28 protein-coding genes, 2 tRNA genes and 1 pseudogene are annotated in these 25,133 nt (G+C 52.4%); 4 read left to right on the top strand and 27 right to left on the bottom strand.

Features of this window, described 5'->3' with window-relative positions; translation table 11 throughout:
- Positions 1 to 87 precede the first annotated feature (87 nt).
- From K8W53_RS09195 to K8W53_RS09170, 6 genes and pseudogenes are all read right to left on the bottom strand, one after another.
- A complete protein-coding gene (locus K8W53_RS09195; RefSeq protein WP_052939412.1) occupies positions 88 to 642 on the bottom strand; it encodes a 3'-5' exonuclease in 555 nt (184 codons plus the stop codon).
- A gap of 25 nt (positions 643 to 667) precedes the next feature.
- Positions 668 to 1,564, bottom strand: a complete 897-nt coding sequence (locus K8W53_RS09190; RefSeq protein ID WP_023223655.1) for an AAA family ATPase — start codon at positions 1,562 to 1,564, stop codon at positions 668 to 670.
- On the bottom strand, positions 1,561 to 2,049 hold the full coding sequence (locus K8W53_RS09185) for a hypothetical protein (protein ID WP_023223656.1): 489 nt from the start codon (positions 2,047 to 2,049) through the stop codon (positions 1,561 to 1,563). The genes K8W53_RS09190 and K8W53_RS09185 overlap by 4 nt, the downstream gene beginning before the upstream one ends.
- A gap of 5 nt (positions 2,050 to 2,054) precedes the next feature.
- The gene (locus tag K8W53_RS09180) at positions 2,055 to 3,002 is read right to left on the bottom strand and encodes a CBASS oligonucleotide cyclase (RefSeq protein WP_023223657.1); all 948 of its coding nucleotides are present in this window, start codon (positions 3,000 to 3,002) and stop codon (positions 2,055 to 2,057) included.
- A gap of 53 nt (positions 3,003 to 3,055) precedes the next feature.
- Positions 3,056 to 4,591, bottom strand: coding sequence for a hypothetical protein (locus tag K8W53_RS09175; RefSeq protein ID WP_023223658.1), 1,536 nt, complete (start codon positions 4,589 to 4,591; stop codon positions 3,056 to 3,058).
- 346 nt (positions 4,592 to 4,937) lie between these two features.
- Positions 4,938 to 5,243 (bottom strand): annotated as a pseudogene (locus K8W53_RS09170) (integrase domain-containing protein); the annotation flags it as partial.
- A gap of 76 nt (positions 5,244 to 5,319) precedes the next feature.
- Between K8W53_RS09170 and K8W53_RS09165 the strand changes: the two are divergent.
- Positions 5,320 to 5,529 carry a hypothetical protein gene (locus K8W53_RS09165; RefSeq protein ID WP_058700200.1) on the top strand — a complete coding sequence of 70 codons (210 nt, stop codon included), beginning with the start codon at positions 5,320 to 5,322 and terminating at the stop codon, positions 5,527 to 5,529.
- 517 nt (positions 5,530 to 6,046) lie between these two features.
- On the opposite strand, the gene K8W53_RS09160 is transcribed toward K8W53_RS09165, so the two are convergent.
- The 5 genes from K8W53_RS09160 to K8W53_RS09140 form a co-directional block, all read right to left on the bottom strand.
- Positions 6,047 to 6,268 carry a helix-turn-helix domain-containing protein gene (locus K8W53_RS09160; RefSeq protein WP_023226663.1) on the bottom strand — a complete coding sequence of 74 codons (222 nt, stop codon included), beginning with the start codon at positions 6,266 to 6,268 and terminating at the stop codon, positions 6,047 to 6,049.
- Positions 6,265 to 6,726 carry a hypothetical protein gene (locus tag K8W53_RS09155; RefSeq protein WP_052939446.1) on the bottom strand — a complete coding sequence of 154 codons (462 nt, stop codon included), beginning with the start codon at positions 6,724 to 6,726 and terminating at the stop codon, positions 6,265 to 6,267. Before K8W53_RS09155 ends, K8W53_RS09160 begins: the two co-directional genes overlap by 4 nt.
- Positions 6,727 to 7,531: 805 nt before the next feature.
- Positions 7,532 to 8,794 carry a tyrosine-type recombinase/integrase gene (locus K8W53_RS09150; protein ID WP_052939413.1) on the bottom strand — a complete coding sequence of 421 codons (1,263 nt, stop codon included), beginning with the start codon at positions 8,792 to 8,794 and terminating at the stop codon, positions 7,532 to 7,534.
- 166 nt (positions 8,795 to 8,960) lie between these two features.
- Positions 8,961 to 9,036: transfer RNA gene (locus K8W53_RS09145), tRNA-Asn, on the bottom strand.
- Between the two features lie 140 nt (positions 9,037 to 9,176).
- A complete protein-coding gene (locus tag K8W53_RS09140) occupies positions 9,177 to 10,634 on the bottom strand; it encodes an EmmdR/YeeO family multidrug/toxin efflux MATE transporter (protein ID WP_023223821.1) in 1,458 nt (485 codons plus the stop codon).
- Between the two features lie 159 nt (positions 10,635 to 10,793).
- Between K8W53_RS09140 and K8W53_RS09135 the strand changes: the two genes are divergently transcribed.
- Together K8W53_RS09135 and K8W53_RS09130 are read left to right on the top strand one after the other, a co-directional pair.
- Positions 10,794 to 10,869 (top strand) — tRNA-Asn (locus K8W53_RS09135).
- A 165-nt stretch (positions 10,870 to 11,034) separates the two neighbouring features.
- Complete coding sequence (locus tag K8W53_RS09130) at positions 11,035 to 11,337, top strand: Arm DNA-binding domain-containing protein (RefSeq protein WP_023223822.1); 303 nt, start codon at positions 11,035 to 11,037, stop codon at positions 11,335 to 11,337.
- Positions 11,338 to 11,355: 18 nt separating this feature from the next.
- On the opposite strand, the gene arsB is transcribed toward K8W53_RS09130, so the two are convergent.
- Genes arsB through K8W53_RS09105 form a run of 5 tightly spaced genes read right to left on the bottom strand, consistent with a single transcriptional unit; the run spans position 11,356 to position 15,470 of the window.
- On the bottom strand, positions 11,356 to 12,405 hold the full coding sequence (gene arsB, locus K8W53_RS09125) for an ACR3 family arsenite efflux transporter (RefSeq protein WP_001276038.1): 1,050 nt from the start codon (positions 12,403 to 12,405) through the stop codon (positions 11,356 to 11,358).
- 17 nt (positions 12,406 to 12,422) lie between these two features.
- The gene (gene arsA / locus K8W53_RS09120; protein WP_058654903.1) at positions 12,423 to 14,183 is read right to left on the bottom strand and encodes an arsenical pump-driving ATPase; all 1,761 of its coding nucleotides are present in this window, start codon (positions 14,181 to 14,183) and stop codon (positions 12,423 to 12,425) included.
- A gap of 43 nt (positions 14,184 to 14,226) precedes the next feature.
- The gene (gene arsD / locus K8W53_RS09115; RefSeq protein ID WP_000849418.1) at positions 14,227 to 14,589 is read right to left on the bottom strand and encodes an arsenite efflux transporter metallochaperone ArsD; all 363 of its coding nucleotides are present in this window, start codon (positions 14,587 to 14,589) and stop codon (positions 14,227 to 14,229) included.
- A 33-nt stretch (positions 14,590 to 14,622) separates the two neighbouring features.
- Entirely contained in the window at positions 14,623 to 15,099 is a 477-nt protein-coding gene (locus tag K8W53_RS09110) for an arsenate reductase ArsC (RefSeq protein WP_023223824.1), read from the bottom strand.
- Positions 15,096 to 15,470, bottom strand: a complete 375-nt coding sequence (locus K8W53_RS09105; protein ID WP_023223825.1) for an ArsR/SmtB family transcription factor — start codon at positions 15,468 to 15,470, stop codon at positions 15,096 to 15,098. Before K8W53_RS09105 ends, K8W53_RS09110 begins: the two co-directional genes overlap by 4 nt.
- A 413-nt stretch (positions 15,471 to 15,883) precedes the next feature.
- Here K8W53_RS09105 and K8W53_RS23970 point away from each other — a divergent pair, with 413 nt between their 5' ends.
- Entirely contained in the window at positions 15,884 to 16,069 is a 186-nt protein-coding gene (locus K8W53_RS23970; RefSeq protein ID WP_001624696.1) for an Arm DNA-binding domain-containing protein, read from the top strand.
- 149 nt (positions 16,070 to 16,218) lie between these two features.
- Here the strand turns inward: K8W53_RS23970 and ldtA are convergent, their stop codons facing one another.
- From ldtA to cbiK, 11 genes are all read right to left on the bottom strand, one after another.
- Positions 16,219 to 17,148 carry a L,D-transpeptidase gene (ldtA, locus tag K8W53_RS09100; protein WP_001252816.1) on the bottom strand — a complete coding sequence of 310 codons (930 nt, stop codon included), beginning with the start codon at positions 17,146 to 17,148 and terminating at the stop codon, positions 16,219 to 16,221.
- A 77-nt stretch (positions 17,149 to 17,225) separates the two neighbouring features.
- Entirely contained in the window at positions 17,226 to 18,296 is a 1,071-nt protein-coding gene (cobT, locus tag K8W53_RS09095; protein ID WP_023224567.1) for a nicotinate-nucleotide--dimethylbenzimidazole phosphoribosyltransferase, read from the bottom strand.
- Positions 18,297 to 18,322: 26 nt separating this feature from the next.
- The gene (gene cobS / locus K8W53_RS09090) at positions 18,323 to 19,066 is read right to left on the bottom strand and encodes an adenosylcobinamide-GDP ribazoletransferase (RefSeq protein WP_023224568.1); all 744 of its coding nucleotides are present in this window, start codon (positions 19,064 to 19,066) and stop codon (positions 18,323 to 18,325) included.
- Positions 19,063 to 19,608 carry a bifunctional adenosylcobinamide kinase/adenosylcobinamide-phosphate guanylyltransferase gene (gene cobU, locus K8W53_RS09085; RefSeq protein WP_000973193.1) on the bottom strand — a complete coding sequence of 182 codons (546 nt, stop codon included), beginning with the start codon at positions 19,606 to 19,608 and terminating at the stop codon, positions 19,063 to 19,065. The genes cobS and cobU overlap by 4 nt, the downstream gene beginning before the upstream one ends.
- Positions 19,605 to 21,125, bottom strand: a complete 1,521-nt coding sequence (locus K8W53_RS09080; RefSeq protein ID WP_023224569.1) for a cobyric acid synthase — start codon at positions 21,123 to 21,125, stop codon at positions 19,605 to 19,607. The genes cobU and K8W53_RS09080 overlap by 4 nt, the downstream gene beginning before the upstream one ends.
- Positions 21,122 to 21,937: an energy-coupling factor ABC transporter ATP-binding protein gene (locus tag K8W53_RS09075; RefSeq protein ID WP_001808107.1), complete on the bottom strand. Its 816-nt coding sequence runs from the start codon at positions 21,935 to 21,937 to the stop codon at positions 21,122 to 21,124. The genes K8W53_RS09080 and K8W53_RS09075 overlap by 4 nt, the downstream gene beginning before the upstream one ends.
- A gap of 8 nt (positions 21,938 to 21,945) precedes the next feature.
- Positions 21,946 to 22,623: an energy-coupling factor ABC transporter transmembrane protein gene (locus K8W53_RS09070; protein WP_000147137.1), complete on the bottom strand. Its 678-nt coding sequence runs from the start codon at positions 22,621 to 22,623 to the stop codon at positions 21,946 to 21,948.
- Positions 22,610 to 22,891 (bottom strand): energy-coupling factor ABC transporter substrate-binding protein, encoded by a 282-nt coding sequence (locus K8W53_RS09065; RefSeq protein ID WP_000753212.1) that lies wholly within the window; start codon positions 22,889 to 22,891, stop codon positions 22,610 to 22,612. The genes K8W53_RS09070 and K8W53_RS09065 overlap by 14 nt, the downstream gene beginning before the upstream one ends.
- Before the next feature lies 1 nt (position 22,892).
- Positions 22,893 to 23,630 carry a cobalt ECF transporter S component CbiM gene (gene cbiM / locus K8W53_RS09060; RefSeq protein WP_000764336.1) on the bottom strand — a complete coding sequence of 246 codons (738 nt, stop codon included), beginning with the start codon at positions 23,628 to 23,630 and terminating at the stop codon, positions 22,893 to 22,895.
- Positions 23,627 to 24,340, bottom strand: coding sequence for a cobalt-factor II C(20)-methyltransferase (locus K8W53_RS09055; protein ID WP_001013552.1), 714 nt, complete (start codon positions 24,338 to 24,340; stop codon positions 23,627 to 23,629). The genes cbiM and K8W53_RS09055 overlap by 4 nt, the downstream gene beginning before the upstream one ends.
- Positions 24,337 to 25,131: a sirohydrochlorin cobaltochelatase gene (gene cbiK, locus K8W53_RS09050; protein ID WP_000709784.1), complete on the bottom strand. Its 795-nt coding sequence runs from the start codon at positions 25,129 to 25,131 to the stop codon at positions 24,337 to 24,339. Before cbiK ends, K8W53_RS09055 begins: the two co-directional genes overlap by 4 nt.
- Between the last annotated feature and the right edge of the window lie 2 nt (positions 25,132 to 25,133).

Here is a 25,133-nt window from a genome sequence, read left to right as displayed (position 1 = left end):
AAAAATTTAGTTATTCTGGGGCTGATTCAAGTCAGTTATCTGCGCAGGCTATAACCGACCATACCCTACGCAGATATTTGACTAATATTAACTATTTTTTTTGCTTAATTCGTAAACTAACCTGAATAGTTCAGCTTGATATTTTGCGTCGTGAAGAGCATCGTGATCTCCCTTTTGGCTTGGACTCACAATTTTATCAATCGCACTGGATCTGGTTTCATACCATGAACATCCCATGACTCCCATGAAAAGGGCCTTGATATCCAACGCAGTGAAACCAAATGGGTTATTTTCTAGATATTTCAGAAAATAGTAGTTCACAAACCCCCAGTCGAACGGCGCATTTAATCCTACAAACACTGCTGTGCTATCTTTAGGTAAGTTATTGGAGATCCATGCAGCAAACTGTGACATGGCCTCAACTGGCGGCAACCCTTTTTTTTCTGCTTCTGCCATTGTCAACCCTGTGACTTCTAAGGCATCAGCAACCGATTCGTTGCTAATCGGTTTCAACATTACCGAAAAGGATACTTCGGGCTGATATGCCAAGCACGCCCCTAACGTCAACATGCTGTGTTCACCGACAATAGGACCTGAAGTTTCGATGTCGACCGAGATAAAAACTTCATTTTTTTTGCTCATTAGACCTCCGGCAATCATTATTAATTTATCCCGCCATTACCGGCGATGGGCCTAACTCCGCAACCGCTTGGTAAAAATGTTCAATTGTTAGTGGCGAATTAGGAAATGCTAAAGATACAGCAGCTGGATAAAGACGCGTTCTGATATCAGAGTACGTCCAAGCTGGTTTAGTATCTGTCGCTGCAGTCGCTTTAACCAGTTTTAGTACATCGACTGGGGAAAATCCCATATCACCTAGATCTTTTGTGAACAATTCATGGCGTTCTGTATCGGAAGGTCGAGTGAACTCTTCCACAATTGAAGCGCGGCGAATAACTGCAGCGTCAAGGGCTCTCAGCCGATTTGTACAAAGTATGACAAAAATACGTCCACTATGTTTACGCATACCATCAATAGATTGAATAAGAGTGTTGACACCTACTTTATCTTCGTGATGGCTATGATCCTGGCTACGGGATGCTCCCAAAGAATCACCTTCATCAATGATTAGAAAAGCGCGCCCCTTGCCCGGCCCGATAGATCTGGTAATTTCTTCGAAAGCTTGAGTAATCAAAGTTCCCATTTCGCCTACTTTGCCTGTTCCGCGCACTTTGTTACTCAGCTTAAAAAGAATGGCATCTTCGAGTTTTGCATCACGGGCTAAACGGTTAGCTATTGCTTCGGCGTTAGCTGTTTTGCCTGTGCCTACATCCCCATGGAAAATAGCCAAAGGGTACTGGTCATCCAGCAGTCCAATTACTGCCAGTTTTCTTTTGTGATATGTCTGGCTCCATCGGTCCAGTTCATTAGCCTGTAAAATGAGCTGAAGGCGTTTTTTAACTCGCGTATAGCGCCCCTCAAAACCCAATAATTTCTGTGCTTGAACATCAAGTTGGGCTGTTGGAAGGTTAGTTTTTACTTCGAATACTGATGAGTTACTCACGAAAAATCCTCTCTGTTTGTGCCAAAACCATTACTGCTATAGTTACGACCAGCAGAAGAGGCTAGTCCTTTGTGACCGACATCGGTTGAGGCTGGCACCCAAGATATCTTCAGAGGAAGCTTCGCGCGTTCTTCCGCCGATGAAGAATCGGTATAGCGCAAATGGATACGAACCCACCCGCCTTTATCTTTTGGTGTCAGCGGCCACAATACACCGCCGGGCCTTCCTGTTCCCGTTGCACCTTCAGTCTGAAACTCATATTTGACTGCGCGGACTTCAGTGGAACCGTTCATAAGCGTCACATCAGCGAATTTAAGATAGTTTTTCTTGGCCAAGACTTCGATATCGTGGGCATAGTTTGCTGCATCGGACTCAGTCATCGCCTTGGTCGAGCCAGCAATCATAATCAAATCAGCCTTGACACTGCACATGACCTCTTCAACATCGGCAACCGTGTAGGTGCTAGTGCTTGAATAAGTGCTCATTATTTTTAATCCTTGGTCTTGAAACGGCCACCGAAAATTTCTTTCCAGAGATCATCATCGTTTTTAGTAGATGCATATGTTGCTGCTTCCCAGGCAGCTTCAGCAGCTTTAGCTATTTGTTCTTGTTCGTCTTTCGTTATACGAGATGCCACATTGTTTTCTGGACTAGCCGGGTCAATGATCACAACAGGGTCACTGAAGCTAACAGATGTCTTGCCTTCGTTTTCTGGGAAGTCGATACGTTCGCCCAGTTTGGTACGGGCAATATAAACTAAGAATTCCCGGAAACGTTTCTCGATATTTTCTGCTGCGCCATCCGTATCAACTAAATGGGCCAGAATCAGTTCGATGTGGAAGGACTTCAGACCCGGGATATCGTGGAAATGCTTCCAGCGTTTTGCCAAACGCACTAACGTGCGAAAGTGCTTATCCTTATCCTTTCTTGTACGGATAAATTGGATGTGGCACGGTGCGCAGGTAAGGTTCCTGGCTCCGCTTTGGATATCGTATTGCCAACCGTGGTCTGCCAGAGTGCTGTGTTGCAGAACAGGGACAACATCTACTTCAAGACCACTCTTGACGAATGTTACCTTTGCTGCACGACGCTGGATTTCGAAGTCCTCAACTTTTTTGGTTGGGTAGATCTCTATCAACAAATCGTAGATCCTGTTGCACAGAACTTCGTAGGACTTGCTGTTTTCTTCAACACCGGTGATGTAAAAAACAACATCAACATCCGTTGGATAGTCGTCAATTTTGCGCAGAATAGTGTATTTAGCGAATGAACCCGCTTTCACTACCTTCTTGACTTTGAGTTTTGACTTATCGGTAATGCGTTTTTTTAGCTCGCTTACGAGGTTGTCGACCTGTGCGTGATATTCCTTGCGTTTCTCTCCAGGGAGGCGCAGCACGTTATGGTCAAAATATTCAAGAGCCGTATTTGATAGAGACATTATTTCTCCATGCCTGATACAGGCATACATCAACTAGAGGAATGGCTTGACTTTTAATCCTGTAACGTCATGCCGTGTGCTATATAGTCGACAGTAACTGCCGCAGCAGCTTTCGCTGCCAAGAGATGAAATCGGTTGTCCTTTTTCGAATCACCAAAATCGCTAATACCCCGAATCATCAGCACTGGTTTGCCAAAGTTGGCGCATGCAGCGAAAAGTCCTGCGCCTTCCATTTCTGCAACTTCAGTCTTACCGTGAAGCTCACGCATGCCCAAGAATTTATCGGGATCTCGAAGAAGCTTTTCACCACTAGCAACAGTGGCTGTCTTCGGCATGACTCCTTGAATGACGGGACCCGCCTCCACTTGGTCGGGGAATTCAATACCCAGTGTTCTATAACTTTCTGTAAGGCGAAATTCGAGTGTCGCCCTGTTGGAAAGGTATGAACTAACATCTTGGCGAACTCGCATACTTAATCTGCTAATTTCCGGACGATTTTCGACTCTGCCCTCTTCAAGAAAAGCCGCACCTTCATAAGCGACAACTCGCTCAGCGATGACGACTTCACCCAGAGCGCACTTATCCCGTAGACCCGCAGCGATTCCCAACATCATTACGTTCGCTGGTCTAAGTTCCCCTAAGAGCATAGAAGTCACCGAAGCAGCATCTACGTTACCCGCACCAGCAAAACAGGCCAACACACAGCTAGCCGTCTTGCCACTACGTTTTGACACAGGAGTTTTCCATATATGGAGACCGTTCTCCGTAGTTGTATGCTCAGCATCTTCTGCGATACCGAATGCTTGTTTGGCAGCAGCCAACTCCACATCCAAAGCTGTCAGTACTAGAACATCGGGGGGCAAAGCTTGGACCCTAGCGAGTTCTTCCTCGTAGAAAATTTTGACGATGCGCTTACTTATATCGGATATGCTCATAACGGGATCTTGAAGGGATAGCGCGGCCAGAGTCTTGATAACCTTATTACCGCTATTAGGCATGTATGTTAGAGGAGTGGTTTGGAAACTCTTTAAGATCCCAATTGCACCTTTGCCGTCTTCGCTATTTGCACCCAGTTGCAAATCGAGTGGCAGTACAGGTAACTGCCTTTTGGACATCTTACGCGCACGGTCCAGAACGCCTTTCCCGCCACCAAGTGCCACCATTGCCGTTGCATGTTCAATCTGTTCATCACCGACATTACCACCAGTCAACACCTCCTCTTCGAGAGGAACTAGTTCGGCAACACCTCGAGCAATCATTCCTAAGAGTAACCTGCGTTGCTCAGGGTTGGCTTTGGATTGGAGACGCTCCTGCGAGGCTACAATCTTTAGGCGAACCTGTTGGCTGTCATCTGGCAGTAATTTGTCAATGGCCCGGGCAACGGTCCAATCGAACAACAGAGGTTTGTTATCTGAGTTAACAGGTTCTGCTGCCACATAAATAACAAAGCCACCACCAGCCTTAAGTACCTCTTCAACGAAAGCATCGACAAATTCGTGCGCCCGGTCGATAAGCGCATTTTCTGTCGCATTTGAAATGCTACCAGCGAGAAGGATGTGGCTTGACGCCAGCATCAGGGAATTTGTCATTAGTAGTCTCACTTGAATTCAGTATGCCTACGCGCCATTTCTACGCGTAAGACGATCCATTCTCTTTAGTGCGGTCGAATTAGTCCACGGCCACATTGTGGTCATTAAGTGGGAACGATTAACTCTATTTCAAGGGGCATACTGTATAAATTTTCATTGATTCTGGATAATTAGCCGAGACGCGTCTGATACAGCTGTAATTGAGGATCGAGGGGCGCTGAGGGATAAACACACCTATGCCTTCCTTAAAAGTACCTTTACCTTGTGCGTCATGCTCGGCACAAAGAGAAGCAGTGAAGGATGTTGTCACGAAGTAACATTTTATCTCGTATCATTCATGAAAATGCTATTCCTCACGCCCATACACCTGTTTAACCCAGCGCCCACGTCCGTCGCCATGCCCCAAGTCCATCGCCACCATTGCCAGTGCCTCTTTCCTGCTGAACCCCTGCGCCAGATAGTGATGAATGGCATCCTGTGCCCACGCATAACGCAGCGAATGCGGGGAATATGCGCCAGTCAGACCCATACGCGCCGCCTGGTTGTGCCAGTAGTCCATCGCGCTTTTCAGATCCGGCTTGTCGATTAGCCGGTTATTACGGCTTTCAGCAATAGCCAACGCATTATCCAGTGCCTTTTTGACTGCGCCAGAACGATACCTTCACGCCGGAGTGGCAGTTTGTTGAGGTATAGGGAGTTTCAGACTGTACGCGGTACAGGCTGCCTGCGTGAGCAGTGGATTCTCCGGGGCGTCAGCCCCCCTCGGTATCGATCTTTTTCTCCTCTTTCTTGCTGACAGCGGCCCCAAAAAAGGCGTGTCAGATTCGGAAATGAGCGCCGGAACCCCAAAAACAGGGGCATGGCGCGGTGTGGTGGTTGTGCGTCACTTTGTCGCTCTGCGCGACGAAAGTGACGCACTGGTCGGGTGCAGTGCGTGAAAGATCGCGGATTCTGGTGCAGTTTTACGGTCACGCGGCAGCAAATGCCTTGCGGCAAATGCAGGCCGCAGCCCGTAAAAGTTAAAGGCGCTGGTAGTCAGCAGAAGTGAGTCAGCCGGATAGTTTCGGCAACGTTAATGCATCAGCCAGTAAGGGCCGACGGCGTAAGGTGGTGGCGGTGGATCTGTCTTGTGTAGGAACTTCTGGCCTCTGGCGCAGATGCTTTTGCGTCCCGGTGTTTTCAGAGGTATGCACCGGTAAAGGGAGGTTTAGCCATACTGACAATGTCAGGCGCTTCTTTCAGGCCGGAAGCGTCAAGGGCGCCCGAAGGCATTAGTGCAGGAGGGAGATTACGCCATTATTTATGGCGCAGAAAGAGGAAACTCATTTTTTTTGAAAAAAGAGTTTCCTCTTGATTTTTGCATTATTTTATAAATGAAAACTGACGCGCTTCGCTTGTCTTCTCCCGATCTTCCGCCAGCAAAGCTGACAGAAGATCGGGAGAGCCGGTTTAGCTTCAACGGTATTCCGGCTTACGGTAACGTGACGGCCAGATTTGTTCGGGCGCAACGCCTAACTTTTCAGCTATCAGTCTCTCACCTTTGGGCCAGTGCCTTATCAGTGCATTCGCCAGCGTGGAGGATGCCAGCCCCGCTTGACGGGAAAGTGCAGAAAGCGACGTTCCCCGCTTTTTCAGCGCCGCGATGATGTCGGCGGGATGCCAGTCTTGTAACATCATGCGGCCACCTCGTCGATAAACTTCACGCCGTCGGCAGTACGCAACCAGCGCGGGGTTTTCATTTCCGCAGCGAAGTAGCTGAACAGATCAAACAGCAACCAACTGAGGAATTTCTCCGTTTCAGAGGAAAATCCCTGTCCTGCCAGCGTTTGGGTCAGGGCAAGGCAGTAGTTACAAAGCTCTGTGCATTCAGGCCCAAACCGGGGGGAACTCGCCGGAAGAGTATCAACGGTCAGGCTTTCAACAAGATGGGGAGGGACAGGTTCTAACAGCGTGGGCTGTAGCAGCGTCAGAGCGGCGTTGAGTCTGCCGCAGAGCGCCATTTTTAACGCTATATCTTTACTTTCAATCAGGGTTTCGGCGAAGTTTTCGCAGTGGTCGGCAAGAACGGTGAAGTCCGTGGCGGCATTGAAGGGAACTGCAAGTAACGGGTGTGTTTCGGTGGGGATCGTAGCCATAATGGCAGCCTCTTTGTGTGGTTTTGCAAACCTCACCAGACCGCTGTCAAACGGGGTGGTGAGACGTAACAGGGTTGACAGACCGGCCACAAAGAAACCGGCGAGCGCGAACGCTCCCCCGCTACGCCCCACCATAATATGGACGTAACTCGGTTCATTACGGACACAAAAAAACCGCATTAAAAAATGAGCGGCTGTCCGCTTCGTGGTTCAGGCTGTCAAACCCGGCACCCGCTTTTGCAGGTACGGGTGAAAGATACCGCGATTAGCTGCCAACATCAAGAGACACTCTGGAAGGCCGATCGCAGAAAATAAAAAACCCTGCTGGTGAGGCAGGGTTCTCTATTTTTTTTCGCTCTCAGGCTGCGGATGGCGGCCTGAGCGGCGTTGCGTGATAATACAATCCTAGCGGAGTAAGTTTAACCCGCTTTGTTTCCCGTTGCAAACAAACGCTCCCGGTCTTTATAATGCCAGACGCTGGGGTTATCACGCTTCAGGCCAGACCGATTTCAAGCCCTGACTGCCGGACGGGTGGTGCCGCAGGCAGTGCCCCGGTCTGGAGCGTGATAATACAATCCTAGCAGATGTAATCCTGCACCGACAGGCAGTGTAAGGGTAAGATGCAGGCGTTGCGCTCCTTTCAAAAGGAGAGCGGATGGACATGTTGATGCGTAAGCTGATTGTGCTCATCGCCGTGCTGGAGCTTTTATTGGCTCTGCTGCGGCTGATTGATCTGCTGAAGTAATTCACGGATTGAAACGCACTTAAGGGGGAACACCCATTCCCCCTTTAACAAAAATTTCTATTACGATGCTTTTTTCAGCCTATTGGCAAACTGATACGGTGAAATATACCCGCTAGTATTTGCGTCCAGATAATCCGCCCACCATTGCATCATCGCAATCCGTTCTTCCAGATACTCGGCCTTATGAATATAGGCAGCCCGCACGCTGTTTCTTTCCTGATGGCTCATCTGCTTTTCAATGGCTTCTTTACTCCACAGCCCTGACTCACTCAGCGCACTACACGCCATTGCCCGGAAGCCGTGACCGCAGATGTCTTTTTTGGTGTCGTAGCCCATCACGCGTAACGCTTTGTTAATGGTATTGTCGCTCATGCATTTATCCTGATCGTATTCGCCGGGGAAGATAAACGTCAGATGACCAGAGAGCGCTTCAATTTGCTTTAAGACAGCAATAGCCTGATCGGACAGCGGAACGATGTGCTGTGTTTTCATTTTTGTACCGCGATGAGAAAATTTGACGTTCTCGATCTGCTCCCGTTCTTCCGGGATTACCCATAACTTCTGCTGCCAGTCGATTTCACTCCAGCGGGCAAAGCGCAGTTCGCTGGAGCGCACGAAAAACAGCAGCGATAATTTAAGGGCATAGCGTGTCAGCAGCCTGCCGGGGTAGCTATCCGTCCGGGATAACAGTTCAGGCAGCTTCTCAAGGGGCAGGGCCGGGTAATGCTGCGTTTCCGGCGGCGTAAATTCACCGTCCAGATCCAGCGCCGGGTTTGATTTGATTAGCTGCTTTTTCACCGCATAGCGCATGATCTCCGTGACGTAGTTTTTCAGCCGTGCGGTGATCTCCAGAAAGCCTTTGCTCTCGACCTTGCGCAAGGTAAACAGCAAATCTTCCGTGACGATCTGATCGATGAATTTGTCCCCGATATCCGGGAAAACATACATTTCCAGCCTGCGCCGGATGGTCATCGCATAATGTTCAGACCAGCGTCGGTGATCGGCGTGCCAGTTCATGGCGATCTGGCGGAAGGTATGTCCGTTTTTCTTTTTCTGCTGAGCAATCTTCTTATCAGCGGCAGGATCGGCCCCTTCACGCACTCTGGCGCGTGCGGCATCACGTAGCTGACGCGCTTTGAACAGGGAAACATCCGGGTAGGGGCCAAAAGCCAGCTTTTTCTCTTTGCCATCGACGCGGTACTTCATGTACCAGAGTTTTGAGCCGTTGGGTTTGATCAGCAGGTAGAGTCCTGAACTGTCGGTAATTTTGAAGGATTTCTCGGTGGGTTTGATCTTGCGGATAGCGGTATCGGTTAATGCCATAGGAGGGGGCTCCATTTACTCAACGAACCGTGAGGCCCCGATTAAGCCCCCAAAAACCATGGATGTCAAAAAACCCGGTAAACCTTCTCAGGTCAACCGGGTAAAGATAAGTTATTGTTTTTTTTAAACGTCTCCGGACTCGCTGGGATATCCCGAAACTAAAATTTGGCTCCTCTGACTGGACTCGAACCAGTGACATACGGATTAACAGTCCGCCGTTCTACCGACTGAACTACAGAGGAATCGTTTGAACGGGGCGAATATTAACGAGGTGCCCCTGGCTTGTCAAAGCCTGTTTTCACAAAAAAAGTTCGTTTGCTGCTTTATTCCACACTTCGGTTAAAATTCACCGTTTCCTGATGATTTTCACAGCAAAAAGCGCTTACTCCCTCTTTACGCGCGGGTATCTCCACAGCCAGCGCCCGCTTACCAGACGCCAGTAAAACAGTGCGCCGCGCACGGCCCAGTCAAGAAACATCCCCAGCCAAACCCCTACAACCCCCATACCCAGCACAATACCAAGCGTATACCCTGCCACAACGCGACAGCCCCACATCCCCAGCATCGATACCCACATCGCAAATCGCACATCGCGCGCGCCTTTAAAACCCGACGGCAGCACCCACGCGGCCGCCCAAATTGGCATAAAGGCAGCATTAAGCCAGAGCAGAACTTTCACTACCTCTTTTACGTCCTGCTCCTGGGTATAAAATGAGGCAAACAGACCCGCGAACGGCGCCGTCCCCCAGGCGATTGCCGTAAGTACGATAGTCGACATCCAGAATACATGGCGCAATTGACGCTCTGCCTGACCAATTTGCCCGGTACCAAGACGCTTACCGGTGATAATAGTCGACGCCGAACCAAGGGCGTTACCCGGCAGGTTGATAAGCGCCGCCACGGAAAAGGCAATAAAGTTACCCGCGATAACGTTAGTGCCCATTCCGGCGACAAACATTTGCGTCAGTAGTTTGCCACCGTTGAACAGCACTGATTCAATGCTCGCCGGAATACCGATACCCATCACTTCCCAGATAATGCCGAAATTCAGCGGCTTCAGATAGCTTTTCAGCGGAATGCGCAGCGCCGGATTAAAACCAATCATCAGCACCCAAATAATCGCTACCGCGCCGATGTAGCGCGAAATGGTTAATCCCAACCCCGCGCCGGCAAAACCCAGCCCTTGCCAGGAGAAAGCCCCGTAAATCAGGATGCTGCTGATGATAATATTGAGTATGTTCATCCCGCCGTTAATCATCAACGGGATTTTCGTATTCCCTGCCCCACGCAGCGCGCCGCTACCGATTAGCGCAATTGCCGCAGCCGGATAACTCAGCACCGTCAGTTCAAGGTACGTTAACGCCAGCCCCTTTACTTCTGGCGTCGCCTCGCCTGCGACAATATTAATAATTTCACTGCCGAAATAATGAATGACCACTACCAGCACAACGGCAAATAGCGTCATAATCACCAGCGACTGGCGCGCCGCCGCCCTTGCCCGTCGCCTGTCGCGCTTGCCCAGGCTAAAGGCAACCACCACCGTAGTACCAAGATCGATAGCCGCAAAAAAAGCCATAATTACCATATTAAAACTGTCGGCAAGCCCCACGCCCGCCATTGCTTCCTTGCCCAGCCAACTGACGAGAAAAGTACTGAGCACGCCCATTAGCAAAACACAGGTATTTTCCAGAAAAATGGGGATAGCAAGTGGGGTGATTTCACGCCAGAACAACACTTTGTAGCTCTTGCGTTTGGCATACCAGGGCGTACGGACGACAGCCTGGCGTAAGGCAGTGGAGACGTTCAAAATGGACCTTAAAGAAGAGAGTTGAAACCACATTTCAATAATGAGCGAGAAATCGTAAGGCTGCAAAGCTTTTTGCAGAAAAAATGTCTGCAAATGCAACAAAGTGATGAGATAACCCGCAATCGAATCTGTAAGAGGTTAAATGGGGTTTGACAAAAATTTTTCCGCCGCTAATATACGACCCCACACGATTCCTCTGTAGTTCAGTCGGTAGAACGGCGGACTGTTAATCCGTATGTCACTGGTTCGAGTCCAGTCAGAGGAGCCAGATTTTAGTTTCGGGACATCCTGGTGAGTCCGGAGACGTTTAAAAAACAAGAAGTTATCTTTACCCGGTTGACCTGATAAGGTTTGCCGGGTTTTTTGACACCCATAGTTTTTGGGGACTTAATCGGGGGCCTCACGGTTCGTTGAGAAAATGAAGCCCCCTCCGATGGCATTAACCGATACCGCTATCCGCAAGATCAAACCCACCGAGAAATCCTTCAAGATTACCGACAGTTCAGGACTCTACCTGCTGATCAAACCTAACGGCTCGAAACTCTGGTACATGAAGTACCGCATTGGCGGGAAAGAGAAGAAGCTGGCTTTTGGCCCCTATGCGGTGAAAAAACAGTTAATCAGGTCGAACCCTGCGCGAAATCTGGATGGTGAGTTCACGCCGCCTGAAACACAGCATTACCCGGCCCTGCCCCTTGAGAAACTGCCTGAATGTTTGCCGCGAACGGATAATTAGAGAGGGATAATATCTCCGCTAAGCTCTCTCATACCACCCTTTCGAACGATTCACCACCCGCACAACCAGCAGCATCACCGGCACCTCAATGAGCACCCCAACCACGGTCGCCAGCGCCGCACCGGAATGAAAACCAAACAGGCTAATTGCCGCTGCGACAGCCAGTTCAAAGAAGTTCGATGCGCCGATCAGGCTGGATGGACAGGCAATATTGTGCTTTTCGCCCACCAGTCGATTCAACCCATAGGCCAGTGCCGAGTTAAACAGCACCTGAATCAGAATTGGCACCGCCAGCAGGGCAATGACCAGCGGCTGTTGCAGAATGGCTTCGCCCTGAAACGCAAACAGTAACACCAGCGTTGCCAGTAATGCCGCCATTGACCACGGGCCGATTTTCGTCAGCGCATTATCGAATGCCGCTTGTCCCTTGCGTAGCAGGGCCTTACGCCAGAGCTGGGCCAGAATAACCGGCACAACGATGTACAGTACCACGGAGGTTAACAGGGTGGCCCACGGCACGATGATTGAGGACAAGCCGAGCAGCAGCCCAACAATCGGCGCAAAGGCGAAAATCATGATGGCATCGTTCAGCGCCACCTGCGACAGCGTGAAATAAGGGTCGCCGTTGGTGAGTCGGCTCCAGACAAACACCATTGCCGTACAGGGCGCGGCGGCCAGCAGAATAAGCCCGGCAATGTAGCTGTCAAGTTGATCGGCTGGCAGCCACGGCGCAAATAAATAACGGATAAACAGCCAGCCGAGCAGCGCCATTGAGAATGGTTTAACCAGCCAGTTGATAAACAACGTTACGCCGATCCCGCGCCAGTGCGCTTTGACCTGACCCAGCGCCCCAAAATCAATGCGCAGCAGCATAGGAATAATCATTACCCAGATAAGTAAACCGACCGGCAAATTGACGCGGGCAATCTCCAGACCGCCGATAACGCGAAAGACGCCCGGCATTACCTGCCCGAGCAGAATACCGATGGCGATGCAGAGCGCAACCCAGACGCTCAGGTAACGTTCAAACAGGTTCATGGCCGGAGCGGCCTGGGTTTGTGCGGACATAGCAGACTCCTTTGGGTTTATTTTCCCGTTGTGCTCAGTTGTAGTGAACGCTCAACGCCGACAGGCTCTTCCGCCTGTAGCGGCACCAGCGCACAGCGTCGGGCATGGTGGGTACAAACGGCATCAATCTGCGACCGTTCGCGTTCGGCACGCTGGCGCAGCAGCGGCGATGTAGTCGGCGTATTGATCAGGCTGTTATTAATGACCCAGCCCCACGGTTCAATCCCCGCGCGACGCAGGTCGTCCTGCAAATGAGCGGCTTCCAGCACCGGCGTGGTTTCCGCCAGCGTGGCGATGAGAACTTTCGTCTGCTCGCTGTCCTGCAGGCGCATCATGGGCGTCAGTACGGGCTGACCGTGCTCACCGGCCAGTCGGGCAATCTCACGGTGGTAAGCGCCGGTGGCGTCAAGCAGTAGCAATGTATGGCCGGTTGGCGCTGTATCCATAACGACAAACTGCTTACCCGCTTCCTGAATGATGCGTGAAAAAGCCTGAAACACGGCAATTTCTTCCGTACAGGGAGAACGCAGATCTTCTTCAAGAACGGCACGCCCCTGTTCGTCGAGGTTTTTACCCTGCTCAGCCATCACCTGCTGCCGGTAACGCTCGGTTTCAGCCTGCGGGTCGATACGGCTGACGCTCAGACCGTCGAATGAGCCGTCCAGCGTGTCAGTCAGGTGCGCCGCCGGATCGGATGTGGACAGGTGAACAGGATAGCCGCGACGAGCCAGTTCAACGGCAATCGCCGCTGCCAGCGTAGTTTTCCCCACGCCGCCTTTGCCCATCAGCATGATCAGGCCATGTCCCTGCGACGCGAATCCGTCGATCAGTGATGACAACGAAGGAAGATCTACGGGGGAGATATCTCCGACTTCCGCCGGGGTGCCAGTTGAACTGTCGTCCAACAGACCCCGTAATGCCGCCAGCCCCACCATATTGAACGGTTTTAACGGCAGGCGATCGCAGGGCAATGCGCGCAGGTTATCAGGTAAATGTTGCAGCGCCTGTTGTTCACGCTGATACAATGCCTGCGCCAGCTTATCGCGTGCGGTTTCCTGCTCAGGCAACAGGCCGTTAATGACCAGATACTGCTGCGTCAGACCGATGGCGGCCAGTTCGTCATAGGTACGCGATACTTCTTTCAGCGTTGCGGTTTGTGCTCTGGCGACCAGCACCATCCGCGTCAGTTCCGCATTCGCCAGTGCGTCTACGGCGGCGCGATACTGGCTGCGCTGTTTTTCCAGCCCGGCCAGCGGGCCGAGACAGGACGCACCGTGCTGGCTGTTGTCGAGATAACCGCTCCATGCGCCGGGCAGTTGCAGCATTCGTAGCGTATGTCCGGTTGGCGCGGTGTCGAACACAATATGATCGTACTCATTGCGCAGTTGCTGATTAGTCAGCAGCGCGGTGAATTCGTCAAAGGCGGCAATCTCGGTGGTACAGGCACCGGAGAGCTGTTCCTCAATACCCGCCACGATATCGTCCGGCAGAATTCCACGCACCGGTCCAACAATGCGTTCACGGTATACCGCTGCGGCAGCAGATGGATCGACTTCCAGCGCAGCCAGTCCGTTGACCGCTGCAATCGGGGTTATCTGATGACCGATAGTCTGTTCAAATACCTGCGCCACATTGGAAGCCGGATCGGTGCTGACCAACAGTACACGTTTGCCAGAGGCGGTCAGATGAATCGCGGTAGCACAGGCCAGCGATGTTTTACCCACACCGCCTTTACCGGTAAAAAACAAAAAGGGGGGCACCTGCCGAAGCATCAGCATAAAAAAGACTCCTTTAAATTAAATAAAGCGGGAAATCAGTCCATCAGCAGCACTTATCGCCACCGCAACAGGAGGAAGTCGCTGGCGTAAAACTCGAATAGACGGTAAGCCCCATCCAGCGCGCCAGTTCCTCTCTGCGAGGGTAACGACCAGCCAGTGCGACTTCACCATCCACCAGAATCAGCGGTAGCGCCTCTTTGCCGGAACGGGCCAGAAAGCCTTTAACGATTTCGTTCTGTGCGAAGAGCAATGGTTGCTGTGCCAGATTGAAACGCTCAATATTGACGCCCTGCGTTCTGGCCCACTCAAAATCAGCGGCGAACGCTACCAGCGCCGGATCGGTTTCCGGGCCACAGACACCGGAAGAACAGCATAAAGCGGGATCGAAAATCTGAATCGTCTTCATTTGACTCTCCATCAATTATTGAAATACAGGTCGTTAAAAAATTTCGCCAATACGATCCAGTTCGACTTTCAGACGAGCGCGATCGTGCAGCAATTCATTCAGCGGTAGCGCCAGAAAGGCTTCAATACGCGCACGTAATGTCTGGTAAGCAGTGACAAAAGCCGCATCGATTTCGGCATCGCTACCGGTAGCATGAGCCGGATCGTCAACGCCCCAATGGGTACGCATCACGTTACCGAGCCAGGCCGGACAGGTTTCTCCGGCAGCGTTTGAACAGACTGTCACGACAATATCCGACGTCTGCGGCAGGCCATCCCACGATTTGCTGAAATAACCTTCTGTTGAAATACCTTCCCGCGCCAACAACGCCAGTGCTCGGGGATGTACGTAACCCGCCGGGTGACTGCCTGCGCTCATGGCGCGCCATCCGGCTGGAGCCAGATGGTTAAACGTGGCTTCGGCCAGCACGGAACGGCAGGAGTTGCCGGTACAGAGAAAAAGTACGTTCATGATTTACTCTTTTTCGTGGTGTTGAGTGGGGGTAAAACGGCTTCTGAGCAGGAAGAAGCCGAACGAAAATCCGCGCATTGTTCCGGGTGGCCTGAGCAGCACTCCTCGGTCAGCCAGCCGATTAAATCCAGCATCAGTGGGATGTTGGCACGATAACGCTGGTAACGACCTTCCTGTTCTACCGTCAGCATCCCGGCTTGCGTCAGCGCCTTTAAATGAAACGATAAGTTAGTCGGCGGGATATCCAGCGTTGAAGCGATCTCCCCGGCAACCATGCCCTCGGTACCCATTTTTATCAGTAGGCGATATACGTCCAGACGTACACTGGAGGAGAGGGATTCAAAGATGGTTGTGGCAGTTTGTTTGTTCATAATGTGGGGCGGCCCTCTATGATTCAATATTTCAATCATTATTGAATAATCGAATTAATTCAAGTATCCGTTAATAATATCTAGTGGAAATGGCAAGATGGGGGGAAATAATCCCACTTTTAAAATGTGATAAAAATCACATTCTTAGTGCATCATTACGATCGGGGCTTTTATAAGGGCCTTATTTTGAATTTAGAAAATAAATATTTTATTATTCAATGAGATAAAAAACGCACCCAGTCAGAGGAGCCAAATTCCTGTTTTCAGGCATCTCAGCATGTCTTAATAGTATTTTGATTCAGAGAGTTAGCGTAGAAAACTGTCTCAGTGCATATTGATTTATCTCTCCGCATCGGGACAAATTGGTGGTCTGATTTGGGGTCATTTCAGTTAGATAAAGGAGTGATCACCACATGCCCCTTACTGACAGTAAAATCCGCGCTACTAAACCTTCACCAACTCCCTTTAAACTGACCGCTTCTCACGGTCTGTATCTGCTTGTCAGTCCGGGCGGTTCATGCCTCTGGTATCTCAAATATCATTTCGACCGAAAAGAATACTCGGCGCGGTGGATAAGAGAGCCTTGCAGACGCATATGAAAAACCTCCGGCGATGCCGGAGAAAAGATTTATGACTTTGAGCTTAATCGGAGGGCTAGCGGTTCGTTGAGAAAATGAAGCCCCTGCCATGACACTCACTACTAATACAGATACTCCAGCCCATGAAAACCAGCAATGCGACAGGATATTTAAAGGCCAGGCCTGCCCGCGCTAATGTTGACCGGCATTCCGGAACGGCGCTCCAGCACCTCATTAACCCGCGAAGTATCAACGTCATCCCCTTTGATAAACGTGCGCAGCACTGGCGTAACGGGCAATGGAACTTTTTTGTCTGACTCAAATTCAGCACGGTTGCGAGAAAGCGGTTCGTGTACCTCCAGCCAACGACTGCCATCCGGCTCTACCGAAAATTTAACGGGCCTGTCGATAATCTGAACGCGGGTTCCTACAGGAACATGGTCGAATAAATATTTAATATCGTCATTGCGTAAACGGATACAGCCCTGACTGACGCGAAGGCCAATGCCAAAGTTAGCGTTAGTGCCATGGATGGCATATAACCTGCCGATATATATTGCGTATAGCCCCATAGGGTTATCCGGCCCCGCAGGCACCATCGCGGGCAGCGTTTTTCCCTCTTTAGCATATTCCCGACGCGTATTAGCCGTTGGCACCCAAACCGGGCCATCTTGTTTGCGTTCAACCGCAGTTACCCAGTTGCGCGGCGTTTCACGGCCAGCCTGACCAATACCAATAGGTAGCACCTCAACCGTATTCGTGCCTGCGGGATAATAATAAAGGCGCATCTCGGCGACGTTTACCACAATACCTTCACGAACGGTGTCAGGCAGAATCAACTGCTGCGGCACCACCAGTGTGGAACCAGACTGAGGTAAAAACACATCCACGCCGGGATTCGCTTCAAGCATATTACTCAGCCCCTGACCGTAGCGGGCGGCAAATGACTCTAAGGGCTGAGTATTGTTCTGCGGTACGGCGATTGTGACAGGCTGTCCTACCAGACGACTGCCTTCGGGCGGCAACGGATAGCTTATAGCCAGCGAGAAATGGCTTACCAACAAGACGAAAAACGGAAAAAAAGGTGTGATACGACGCATTATATCCCTTCCTTTGTCGCGGCAGGTGTGCGTTAAGTATAGCTTTTTTCTCACATGGCTGGTGTTGTGCGCCCGGGTTATGTTGCGTTTGCGTTCCCCTCCGGCAGGACAATATTACTGGCCGCCAACTCCCCCATGTTGTGGAACATGGCGCACGCGGCTTCCACGATCGGCATCGCCAGCGCCGCGCCGCTTCCTTCACCTAACCGCATCGCCATATGCAAATAGGGTTCCATAGACAAATGCGCGAGCGCGATGCGGGCACCCTTTTCCGCCGAAAAGTGCGACGGGATCAGATAAGGTCTCACCGCAGGCGCAATCTGACAGGCCGCCAGCGCTGCCGAGTAGGAAAGAAAGCCATCCAGCAATACGGGTAAGCCACACCTTGCCGCACCAAGCATCACGCCGGTCATCCCGACCAGATCGAAACCACCCACCTTCGACAACACATCAATGCCATCGCGCGGATTGGGCTGATTAATCGCAATCGCCCGCCGCACGACGTCCACTTTATTATCGATGCGGGAAGGCGGAAGATTCGCGCCAATCCCCACCACCTCTTTTGCATCACTTCCTGTAAAAACGCTGACCATCGCGGCGGCTGGCGTGGTGTTCGCCATTCCCAGCTCCCCTACGCCAAATAAGGTCACGCCGCGTTGCGCCAGGCCGCAGGTGTAGCGGGAAACCTCCAGCAAAAGCGCTTCAGCCTGCGAGCGACTCATCGCCGGGCCAACGGCAATATTTCCGCAGCCGCGCGCGACGCGCATATCAACTACGCCAGGAATAGGTTCGGCATCAATACCGACATCAATGACATGCACCTTCGCACCGGCCTGAGCGGCAAGCACGCATACGCCGGTTGTTCCCCGCGTCATATTCGCCGCCTGAATCGCCGTCACGATTTTGGGCGAAACCGCTACGCCTTCATCCCAGACGCCATGGTCGGCGCACATCACCAGCACCGCCTTTTCACCCACCTGCGGCGTACCGTTAAGACCCGGCATTCCCGCGAGCTGAACGGCTAAGGTTTCCAGTCTGCCCAGGCTGCCCGGCGGTTTGAGCAGGCCGTCAATATGTTGCTGCGCACGCGCCATCGCCTCGGCGTCCGGCGCAGGAATGTCACGGAGTAAAGCGTGTAGTGTCTGCATAAGATGTCTCGTCCGTAATAATCGGCTCATAACAGAGCCAGCAGAAAGATCAGTTCGCCAAGTTCGATCGCCGCGCCCAGCGTATCGCCGGTTTGACCGCCAAGCGTACGTTTAAGCAACTGGCCAAGGATGAAAATCGCCGCGCATGTGACCACCATTGCGGCCAGTCCTTGCATACCAGGCAGTAATACCGTGGCGACGATTACCGCCAATCCCAGAGTAATGCAGGTTTGCCGTCCGCTGACTTTACCGATAAATACATTGCCAAGCCCCTCTTCACGGGCGTAGCGATGACGGTACATCAATAAAACGGCGCTGCCGCGTCCGGCCGCACAGGCCGCCGCCAACGCCGCCAACATTGGCGTTCCACGTAACGCCAGTTCGCTGACCACCAGAATTTTTGCCAGTAGCACAAAAATAAGCGCCAGCCCGCCATGGGTTCCCAGACGACTATCGCGCATAATCTCCAGCATTCGCTCACGACGGCGCGCGGAAAAAATGCCATCGCAGGTATCGGCCAACCCATCCAGGTGAAAACCACCGGTCAGCAGCGCCAGCGCCAGAATACAGAACAACGCCGCTAGCGGAATACCGCACCAGGATTGCAGGAGGATGAAAATCAGGCCGCTTACGCCCCCCAGAATCAACCCGATAAAGGGAAACATCACGATCCCACGCGAATACTGCTCGAAATCCAGTCCCTGCGACCAGCGTGACGGCACGGGCAAGCGGCTAATAAAAGCGAGCATGGCCCAAAACAGCTTACTCATTTAATTTTGACTCCAATACCTGAGACTACCAGCCAGACCTCATCCGCCGCTGCCGCCAGTCGTTGGTTGACCCGACCGGCAATATCACGAAAATGGCGCGCCAGACGGTTTTCCGGGACGATCCCCATTCCCACCTCATTTGTCACCAGTACCACTTTCGCCGGGCAGCGCTGGCAGGCTGCAATTAAAATCTGAATTTCATCGTCAATGGCGCGCTCCATCGCCGCGTAATCCCACTGTTCGGGATCGTTCTCGCCTCCCAGCGCAAACAGCAGATTCGTCACCATGGTGGTAATACATTCCAGCAAAATCGCGTCGTCAGGGGCAAGATCCGCGGTAATCAACGTATCAAGATGCCGCCAGCATTCTGCGGTCCGCCAGTGTGCCGGCCTGCCATCTTTATGATGCTGAATTCTCGCCGCCATCTCGTCATCAAGAATCTGCGAGGTGGCGATATACAGTACCTGCGGCGCATCGCCAATTAAGGTTTCAGCATGACGGCTTTTACCACTACGCGCCCCGCCCGTCACCAGAATCATCATACCGGCTCCTGATGTTGTTGCATGATGGTATAAATTTTATCAATATCAATATGTTGCCGCATCGCTTCCGCCAGCAGATCAAATTGCCGCGCTTTATGCTCCGCATAACAAAAAGTCGTTTCCCACGGCGTAAGTCCTTTTCGCGCCCGTAACCCATTGACCACCGCACGGGTAAACGCATCGCTGTCAAACAGGCCGTGAAGGTAAGTGCCAAACGCCAGTCCATCGGCGGTGACCGCGCCATCCGCCACAGAGCATCCATTTTTCTGTAACGTCATGGCCGTACAGCATCCTTCCTGTAGCACCGTTTCCCCCATGTGAATTTCATAACCGCGTACCGGTAGCCCCGCCGCGGCAGCCAGCCAGCCGGGCAGCTCGCCTGACATTGTCGCGTTAACCTGCGTCGTGGTTTTATCCTGTGCAAAGCGAGTGATTGTATTAAGCAGCCCCAGGCCCGGCTGCGTACCCAGCTCCGACTCCACCTCATCCACAATGGTGTCGCCCAGCATCTGGTAGCCGCCGCAAATCCCCATCACCGGCACGCCCTGCCGATGTGTCTGCAATACCGCATCCGCCATCCCGCTTTCGCGCAGCCAGGCGAGGTCGCTCAGCGTATTCTTACTGCCCGGCAGGATCACCAAATCAACGTCTGCCAACGCTTCCGGGCGGCGAATATAGCGTATGCGCACATCCGGCTGCGCCGCCAGAGCGTTAAAATCCGTAAAGTTAGAAATATGTGGCAGTTGCACAATGGCAATAGTGATATCACGGGGGGCGTTACCGCGATATTTATCGTTTTGCAGCGCGACGCCATCTTCATCTTCCAGATCCACATCCAGCCATGGCATCACTCCCAGGACCGGGACGCCGGTAAGCGATTCGATTTGTTCGATACCGGAATAGAGTAGCGCCACGTCGCCGCGGAATTTGTTGATAATGACGCCCTTTACTCTGTCACGCTCCTGTTTATGCAGCAGCGCCAGCGTGCCATAAATAGCGGCGAATACGCCGCCCCGGTCGATATCCGCCACCAGAATAACCGGACACTGGGCCATTTCCGCCATTCCCATATTGACGATATCGCGATCGCGCAGATTGATTTCCGCCGGGCTTCCGGCGCCTTCCAGCACAATAACGTCATATTCCTGCGCCAGGCTGTTATAGACCGCAAGGATTTGCTCACGCAAACGCGGTTTATAGTCATGGTAACTCACCGCATCCATATTGGTCGCCACTTTCCCCATCAGCACGACCTGCGCCTGGCGATCGCTGGTCGGTTTGAGCAGCACCGGATTCATACGCACATCTGGCGTGATCCCCGCGGCTTCCGCCTGAAAAATTTGCGCCCGCCCCATCTCTTTACCATCCGGCGTAATACCAGAATTAAGCGCCATATTTTGCGATTTAAACGGCGCGGTACGCAGACCATCCTGATAAAAAATGCGGCATAAACCCGCCGCCAGCACACTTTTGCCGACGTCGGATGCCGTCCCCTGCAACATAACTGCCTGCGTCATGACGCCTCCCTGAATACGCACTTTTGCATTCGATGAAAAAACTCCGTTTCTGTTTTACACAGCGGCAGTCCCAGTTGAGTATGAAGTTTGACCAGCCAGGGCTGGGTTAGCCCCGCTTGTTCCATCGCTTCCGTACACGCGAAAACCTCGCCAGGCGCGCCATGCGTCAGGATCTGGCCCTGGCGTAATACGTATACGGCATCGCTAATTTCATAAATAAGATCGATATCATGGCTGGAGATAATGACATGATTTCCCTGCGCCACAATCCGCCTGATGATAGCAATCATCTGAGTGCGCCCTGCGGGATCGAGACCAGCAGTGGGTTCATCCAGCAATAGATAGCGCGCCTGTAGCACCAGCGCTCCGGCGATAGCCACACGTTTTTTTTGCCCATGACTCAAACACTGAATGGGCTGATGGCGAAAATGTTGGGCGTCAACCAGCGTTAGCGCCTCGTCGACGCGGCGCGTGATTTCCGCCTCCGGCACCCCCAAATTACGTAAACTAAACGCAATGTCGCTATCGATATCAGTATAAAAAATCTGCTGTTCAGGGTCCTGAAAAACCGTCGCAACTTGCTGGCGCAGCGCCAGTAGTCCGCGCTTGCTGTAATCCAGCGGTTTTCCCTGCCACAACACGGCCCCTTTTTGCGGACGCAACAGGCCGCTCAGGTTCATAAAAAGCGTAGACTTCCCACAGCCGTTGGCACCCACCAAACCGGTAACAGGCGAGAGCGAAAAATCCAGATTTAACCCTTTAAGTACCGGCTCATCCTGATAACGAAACCACAGGTCTGAAGTGGCAAGCATAATAGTCCTTACAGGTGAAAATCACCCTGATACAGTTTGATATCCAGCGTGGTAGTCATTTGCTGATAACGCATTAACACCCGCGTAAACAGGAGTCCAGCCAGCATTGCCAGAGATCGATAGCCGTTCGGCAGGCTGCAATAACCAAAACGCAGCGTTTGCGCGCGACGAATTGCCACCGCCTCATCCAGAAGAATAAAGAGAAAGCGCCACGTTAACAGGATTTGCTCGGTAAGCAGGCGTGGAATATGCGCGCGCTTAAGCAAGCTAATTAACTGCGGAAACGGTAGGTTCATCACCAGCCACAACGTCGCGGACAGCGCCGTCAGGCTACGCCAGAACGTTTCATTCGCCGTAACCACGCCCGCACGGGTAATCCCGATCCAGTACGGCCCGACAGAGATGCCAGCCAGCAGCATTTGCGGCTCGCGGCTGATGCTGAAGATAATCGTTATCACGCCGACCAACAAAAATCCAAAAGGTATCGCCATCCATCGACACCAGCGCCAGAGGGATATGCGCAATAGCCAACAGCTCAATCCGGCAATGATCAGCAGCTCAATGCCCTGCCCTACAGGCGGCAGAACAAACGCCAGTATCATCATCGCCAGCCACAGCAAAAACTTGCGCTGCGGCGCAACGTGTGCCCAGCGGCTTTGATAGCTGAGTCGATCAAGCCCGGTCATCACGGCGTTGTTTACCTTTGCAATACCCCAGGATATAAAAAATCACCGCCGCGCCAAGAGAGCCCTGAAGGGTAAACAGCAGGCTTTCAATTTCACCGCTGGCAGGTTCATATAACGGCTGAAACCAGGGTTTATACTGCGGCGCAATAGCCTGAATCTGGCTTTCCGCTTCGCCGTCTGAACCGCCATATTCACCGCCATGGTTAATAAAAAACGGCAGAATCACCAGCGCCACCACCATCGCTAACAACATCAACGTTTTTTTCATTTTAATGTCCTTGTACGGTAATCACTTGCCGTTTGGTTAACTGGTCATAAATCATGACGGTTAATAAACCTTCGGCAATGGCGACAGGAATCTGTGTGAGGCAGAAAATCCCCATAAACTTCACAACAGACCCTGTCGCTCCGGCATGGGGATCGGGAAACGCAACGCCAAGCTGGACTGAAGTCACAAAATAGGTCGCCAAATCCGCCAGCATCGCGCACAGAAAAACGGCGACATCACGGCGCAGTCCGGCACGGCAGGCCATTTTCCACACCAGATAACCGACAACCGGGCCAATCACCGCCATCGACATTCCATTTGCGCCAAGCGTCGTCAGGCCGCCGTGCGCCAGCAATAGCGCCTGAAACAACAGCACAACCGCGCCGAGAATCGCCACCACCCCGGGCCCGAACAAGATAACCGCCAGACCAACGCCGGTCGGATGTGAACAACTCCCCGTTACCGACGGAATTTTGAGCGCGGACAGGACAAAAATAAACGCGCCGCACAGCGCCAGCAGTACCTTCTGATGATTATCCTCCTGCACAATACGCCGTAAGCGCACCAGCCCATACCACAAGCAGGGTAAAAACAGTAACCACCAGGCCAGCGCCCACACTGGCGGTAAAAAGCCCTCCATGATATGCATCGCAAACGCCTGTTGCGGGACAACCATCAGCAATAGCGCTGCAGCCAGTCCACTGAAAGACAACTGTCGAAGCTGCTGTTCAAGTTTCATTCTGCATACTCCCACTGTTTATTGACCAGAATGGTCGAAAAATAGGGCAACGGTCGATCATCGTTGACCTCGTGGAGATGGCGCCAGCACTGCTCGCCGGGCAGTGTGGCCTCGGACATCATTAAGGCGCATTCCAGCAGGCCAGCCTGCGCCAGCAAAGCTTTAATACGGGCGAACCGGCCATACACTTTCATCAACACCAGGCTATCATGCTGTTGTAGCGCCTGGGCTATTTCCGCTTCCGGCGCGGTACAAGAAATAACCGCCAGCGATTGCCGTTCTATGGCGAGCGGCATTTTCGCGCGGGCGGCTATCGCGGCGAAGGACGTGACGCCGGGGACAATCTCCAGCCACTCCGGGCAGCCGATTCGCTGGAGTAAAAAAATCCAGGTACTGAATAGCATCGCATCGCCCAGGGTAATAAAACCGACCTGTTTACCTGCTTCCACCTCTGCGGTAAGCGCGGCGGCAACCTCGTTCCAGACCGCTTCTTTCTCGGCGCCGTCAGCGCTCATAGGGAAATGGCAACAACGTACTTCCGTCTGCTCGCCGAGATAGTCGCGCACAATCGACAGCGCCAGACTATCGCCCCCCTTACGACCGGCGGGCGCATACAGAATGTCCAGCGAGCCAAGAATCCGCGCTGCGCGGACGGTTATCAGGTCGGGCGCGCCTGGCCCGGTGCTTAATGCGTATAATTTACCGTTCATGCCGCCTCCTCTACCGCCATGTTCAGCGCCTGGTGCAAATGCGCGACAAACATCGCCCGGATAGCCGGGTTTTCTCCCAGCCCGCTCAGCCACGGCGTCGCCGGAATGCCCGCCGCGTTAAAGCGCATTTTCCATGAGTCGCCGTCGTCTGAAGCCATATCATTAATGGCGTGATCGCCCGCCACCAGCATTAATGGCATCAAATGTACGCCGGTGACGCCTTCGTCACGCAGGCTGTCGATCAGAATGTCGACCTCCGGGTAGCTTTCTACGGCGCCGACGCGCGCCGGGAAGCGCTGCGCGGTCATCATATGATCGAGACAGGCATAAGCTGCGAATGCGTGATGGCTGGCGCCGTGGCCCATAAAAACGACTTTCTCCGTTTGTCTGAGCGATGGCATCTGTTGTCGCAACGCCTGCATTAGCTGCACATAATCGTTATGGCTGCTCAGCAGCGGCACGCCCAGCGTCAGGCGAGTGAATAACGGACGCAAGAGTTGTACTTCACGGACAATTTTTTCATATTCGTCGCCGTTAATAATGTGCAACGACTGAATCGCCACGTCCTGATATCCCTGTGCGGCAAGCTTTTGCAAAGCCTGTAATGGCGTATCGATGTCGATACCGTCACGCTGGCGAAGCTTGCGAATGATCATTCCGGAAGTGAAGGCGCGAAACAGGTCGCGATCGGGACAGGACGCCGCCAGATCACGTTCGCACGCCACAATGTTTTTTTCACAGGTGTCGTGATAGCTGGTGCCAAAACTGACTACCAGAAGCGCTTTTTTCATTT

Source organism: Salmonella sp. A29-2, from assembly GCF_020150755.1.
GTDB lineage: Bacteria > Pseudomonadota > Gammaproteobacteria > Enterobacterales > Enterobacteriaceae > Salmonella > Salmonella enterica.
This window is presented reverse-complemented; position numbering and strand designations above follow the sequence as displayed.

Coding starts and splice junctions, on each gene's coding strand:
- K8W53_RS09195 (WP_052939412.1), bottom strand. CDS start 642: ATGAGCAAAAAAAATGAAGTTTTTATCTCGGTCGACATCGAAACTTCA.
- K8W53_RS09185 (WP_023223656.1), bottom strand. CDS start 2,049: ATGAGCACTTATTCAAGCACTAGCACCTACACGGTTGCCGATGTTGAA.
- K8W53_RS09180 (WP_023223657.1), bottom strand. CDS start 3,002: ATGTCTCTATCAAATACGGCTCTTGAATATTTTGACCATAACGTGCTG.
- K8W53_RS09175 (WP_023223658.1), bottom strand. CDS start 4,591: ATGACAAATTCCCTGATGCTGGCGTCAAGCCACATCCTTCTCGCTGGT.
- K8W53_RS09160 (WP_023226663.1), bottom strand. CDS start 6,268: ATGATGTTACAAGACTGGCATCCCGCCGACATCATCGCGGCGCTGAAA.
- K8W53_RS09155 (WP_052939446.1), bottom strand. CDS start 6,726: ATGGCTACGATCCCCACCGAAACACACCCGTTACTTGCAGTTCCCTTC.
- K8W53_RS09150 (WP_052939413.1), bottom strand. CDS start 8,794: ATGGCATTAACCGATACCGCTATCCGCAAGATCAAACCCACCGAGAAA.
- K8W53_RS09140 (WP_023223821.1), bottom strand. CDS start 10,634: ATGTGGTTTCAACTCTCTTCTTTAAGGTCCATTTTGAACGTCTCCACT.
- K8W53_RS09130 (WP_023223822.1), top strand. CDS start 11,035: ATGGCATTAACCGATACCGCTATCCGCAAGATCAAACCCACCGAGAAA.
- arsB (WP_001276038.1), bottom strand. CDS start 12,405: ATGTCCGCACAAACCCAGGCCGCTCCGGCCATGAACCTGTTTGAACGT.
- arsA (WP_058654903.1), bottom strand. CDS start 14,183: ATGCTGATGCTTCGGCAGGTGCCCCCCTTTTTGTTTTTTACCGGTAAA.
- arsD (WP_000849418.1), bottom strand. CDS start 14,589: ATGAAGACGATTCAGATTTTCGATCCCGCTTTATGCTGTTCTTCCGGT.
- K8W53_RS09110 (WP_023223824.1), bottom strand. CDS start 15,099: ATGAACGTACTTTTTCTCTGTACCGGCAACTCCTGCCGTTCCGTGCTG.
- K8W53_RS09105 (WP_023223825.1), bottom strand. CDS start 15,470: ATGAACAAACAAACTGCCACAACCATCTTTGAATCCCTCTCCTCCAGT.
- K8W53_RS23970 (WP_001624696.1), top strand. CDS start 15,884: ATGCCCCTTACTGACAGTAAAATCCGCGCTACTAAACCTTCACCAACT.
- ldtA (WP_001252816.1), bottom strand. CDS start 17,148: ATGCGTCGTATCACACCTTTTTTTCCGTTTTTCGTCTTGTTGGTAAGC.
- cobT (WP_023224567.1), bottom strand. CDS start 18,296: ATGCAGACACTACACGCTTTACTCCGTGACATTCCTGCGCCGGACGCC.
- cobS (WP_023224568.1), bottom strand. CDS start 19,066: ATGAGTAAGCTGTTTTGGGCCATGCTCGCTTTTATTAGCCGCTTGCCC.
- cobU (WP_000973193.1), bottom strand. CDS start 19,608: ATGATGATTCTGGTGACGGGCGGGGCGCGTAGTGGTAAAAGCCGTCAT.
- K8W53_RS09080 (WP_023224569.1), bottom strand. CDS start 21,125: ATGACGCAGGCAGTTATGTTGCAGGGGACGGCATCCGACGTCGGCAAA.
- K8W53_RS09075 (WP_001808107.1), bottom strand. CDS start 21,937: ATGCTTGCCACTTCAGACCTGTGGTTTCGTTATCAGGATGAGCCGGTA.
- K8W53_RS09070 (WP_000147137.1), bottom strand. CDS start 22,623: ATGACCGGGCTTGATCGACTCAGCTATCAAAGCCGCTGGGCACACGTT.
- K8W53_RS09065 (WP_000753212.1), bottom strand. CDS start 22,891: ATGAAAAAAACGTTGATGTTGTTAGCGATGGTGGTGGCGCTGGTGATT.
- cbiM (WP_000764336.1), bottom strand. CDS start 23,630: ATGAAACTTGAACAGCAGCTTCGACAGTTGTCTTTCAGTGGACTGGCT.
- K8W53_RS09055 (WP_001013552.1), bottom strand. CDS start 24,340: ATGAACGGTAAATTATACGCATTAAGCACCGGGCCAGGCGCGCCCGAC.
- cbiK (WP_000709784.1), bottom strand. CDS start 25,131: ATGAAAAAAGCGCTTCTGGTAGTCAGTTTTGGCACCAGCTATCACGAC.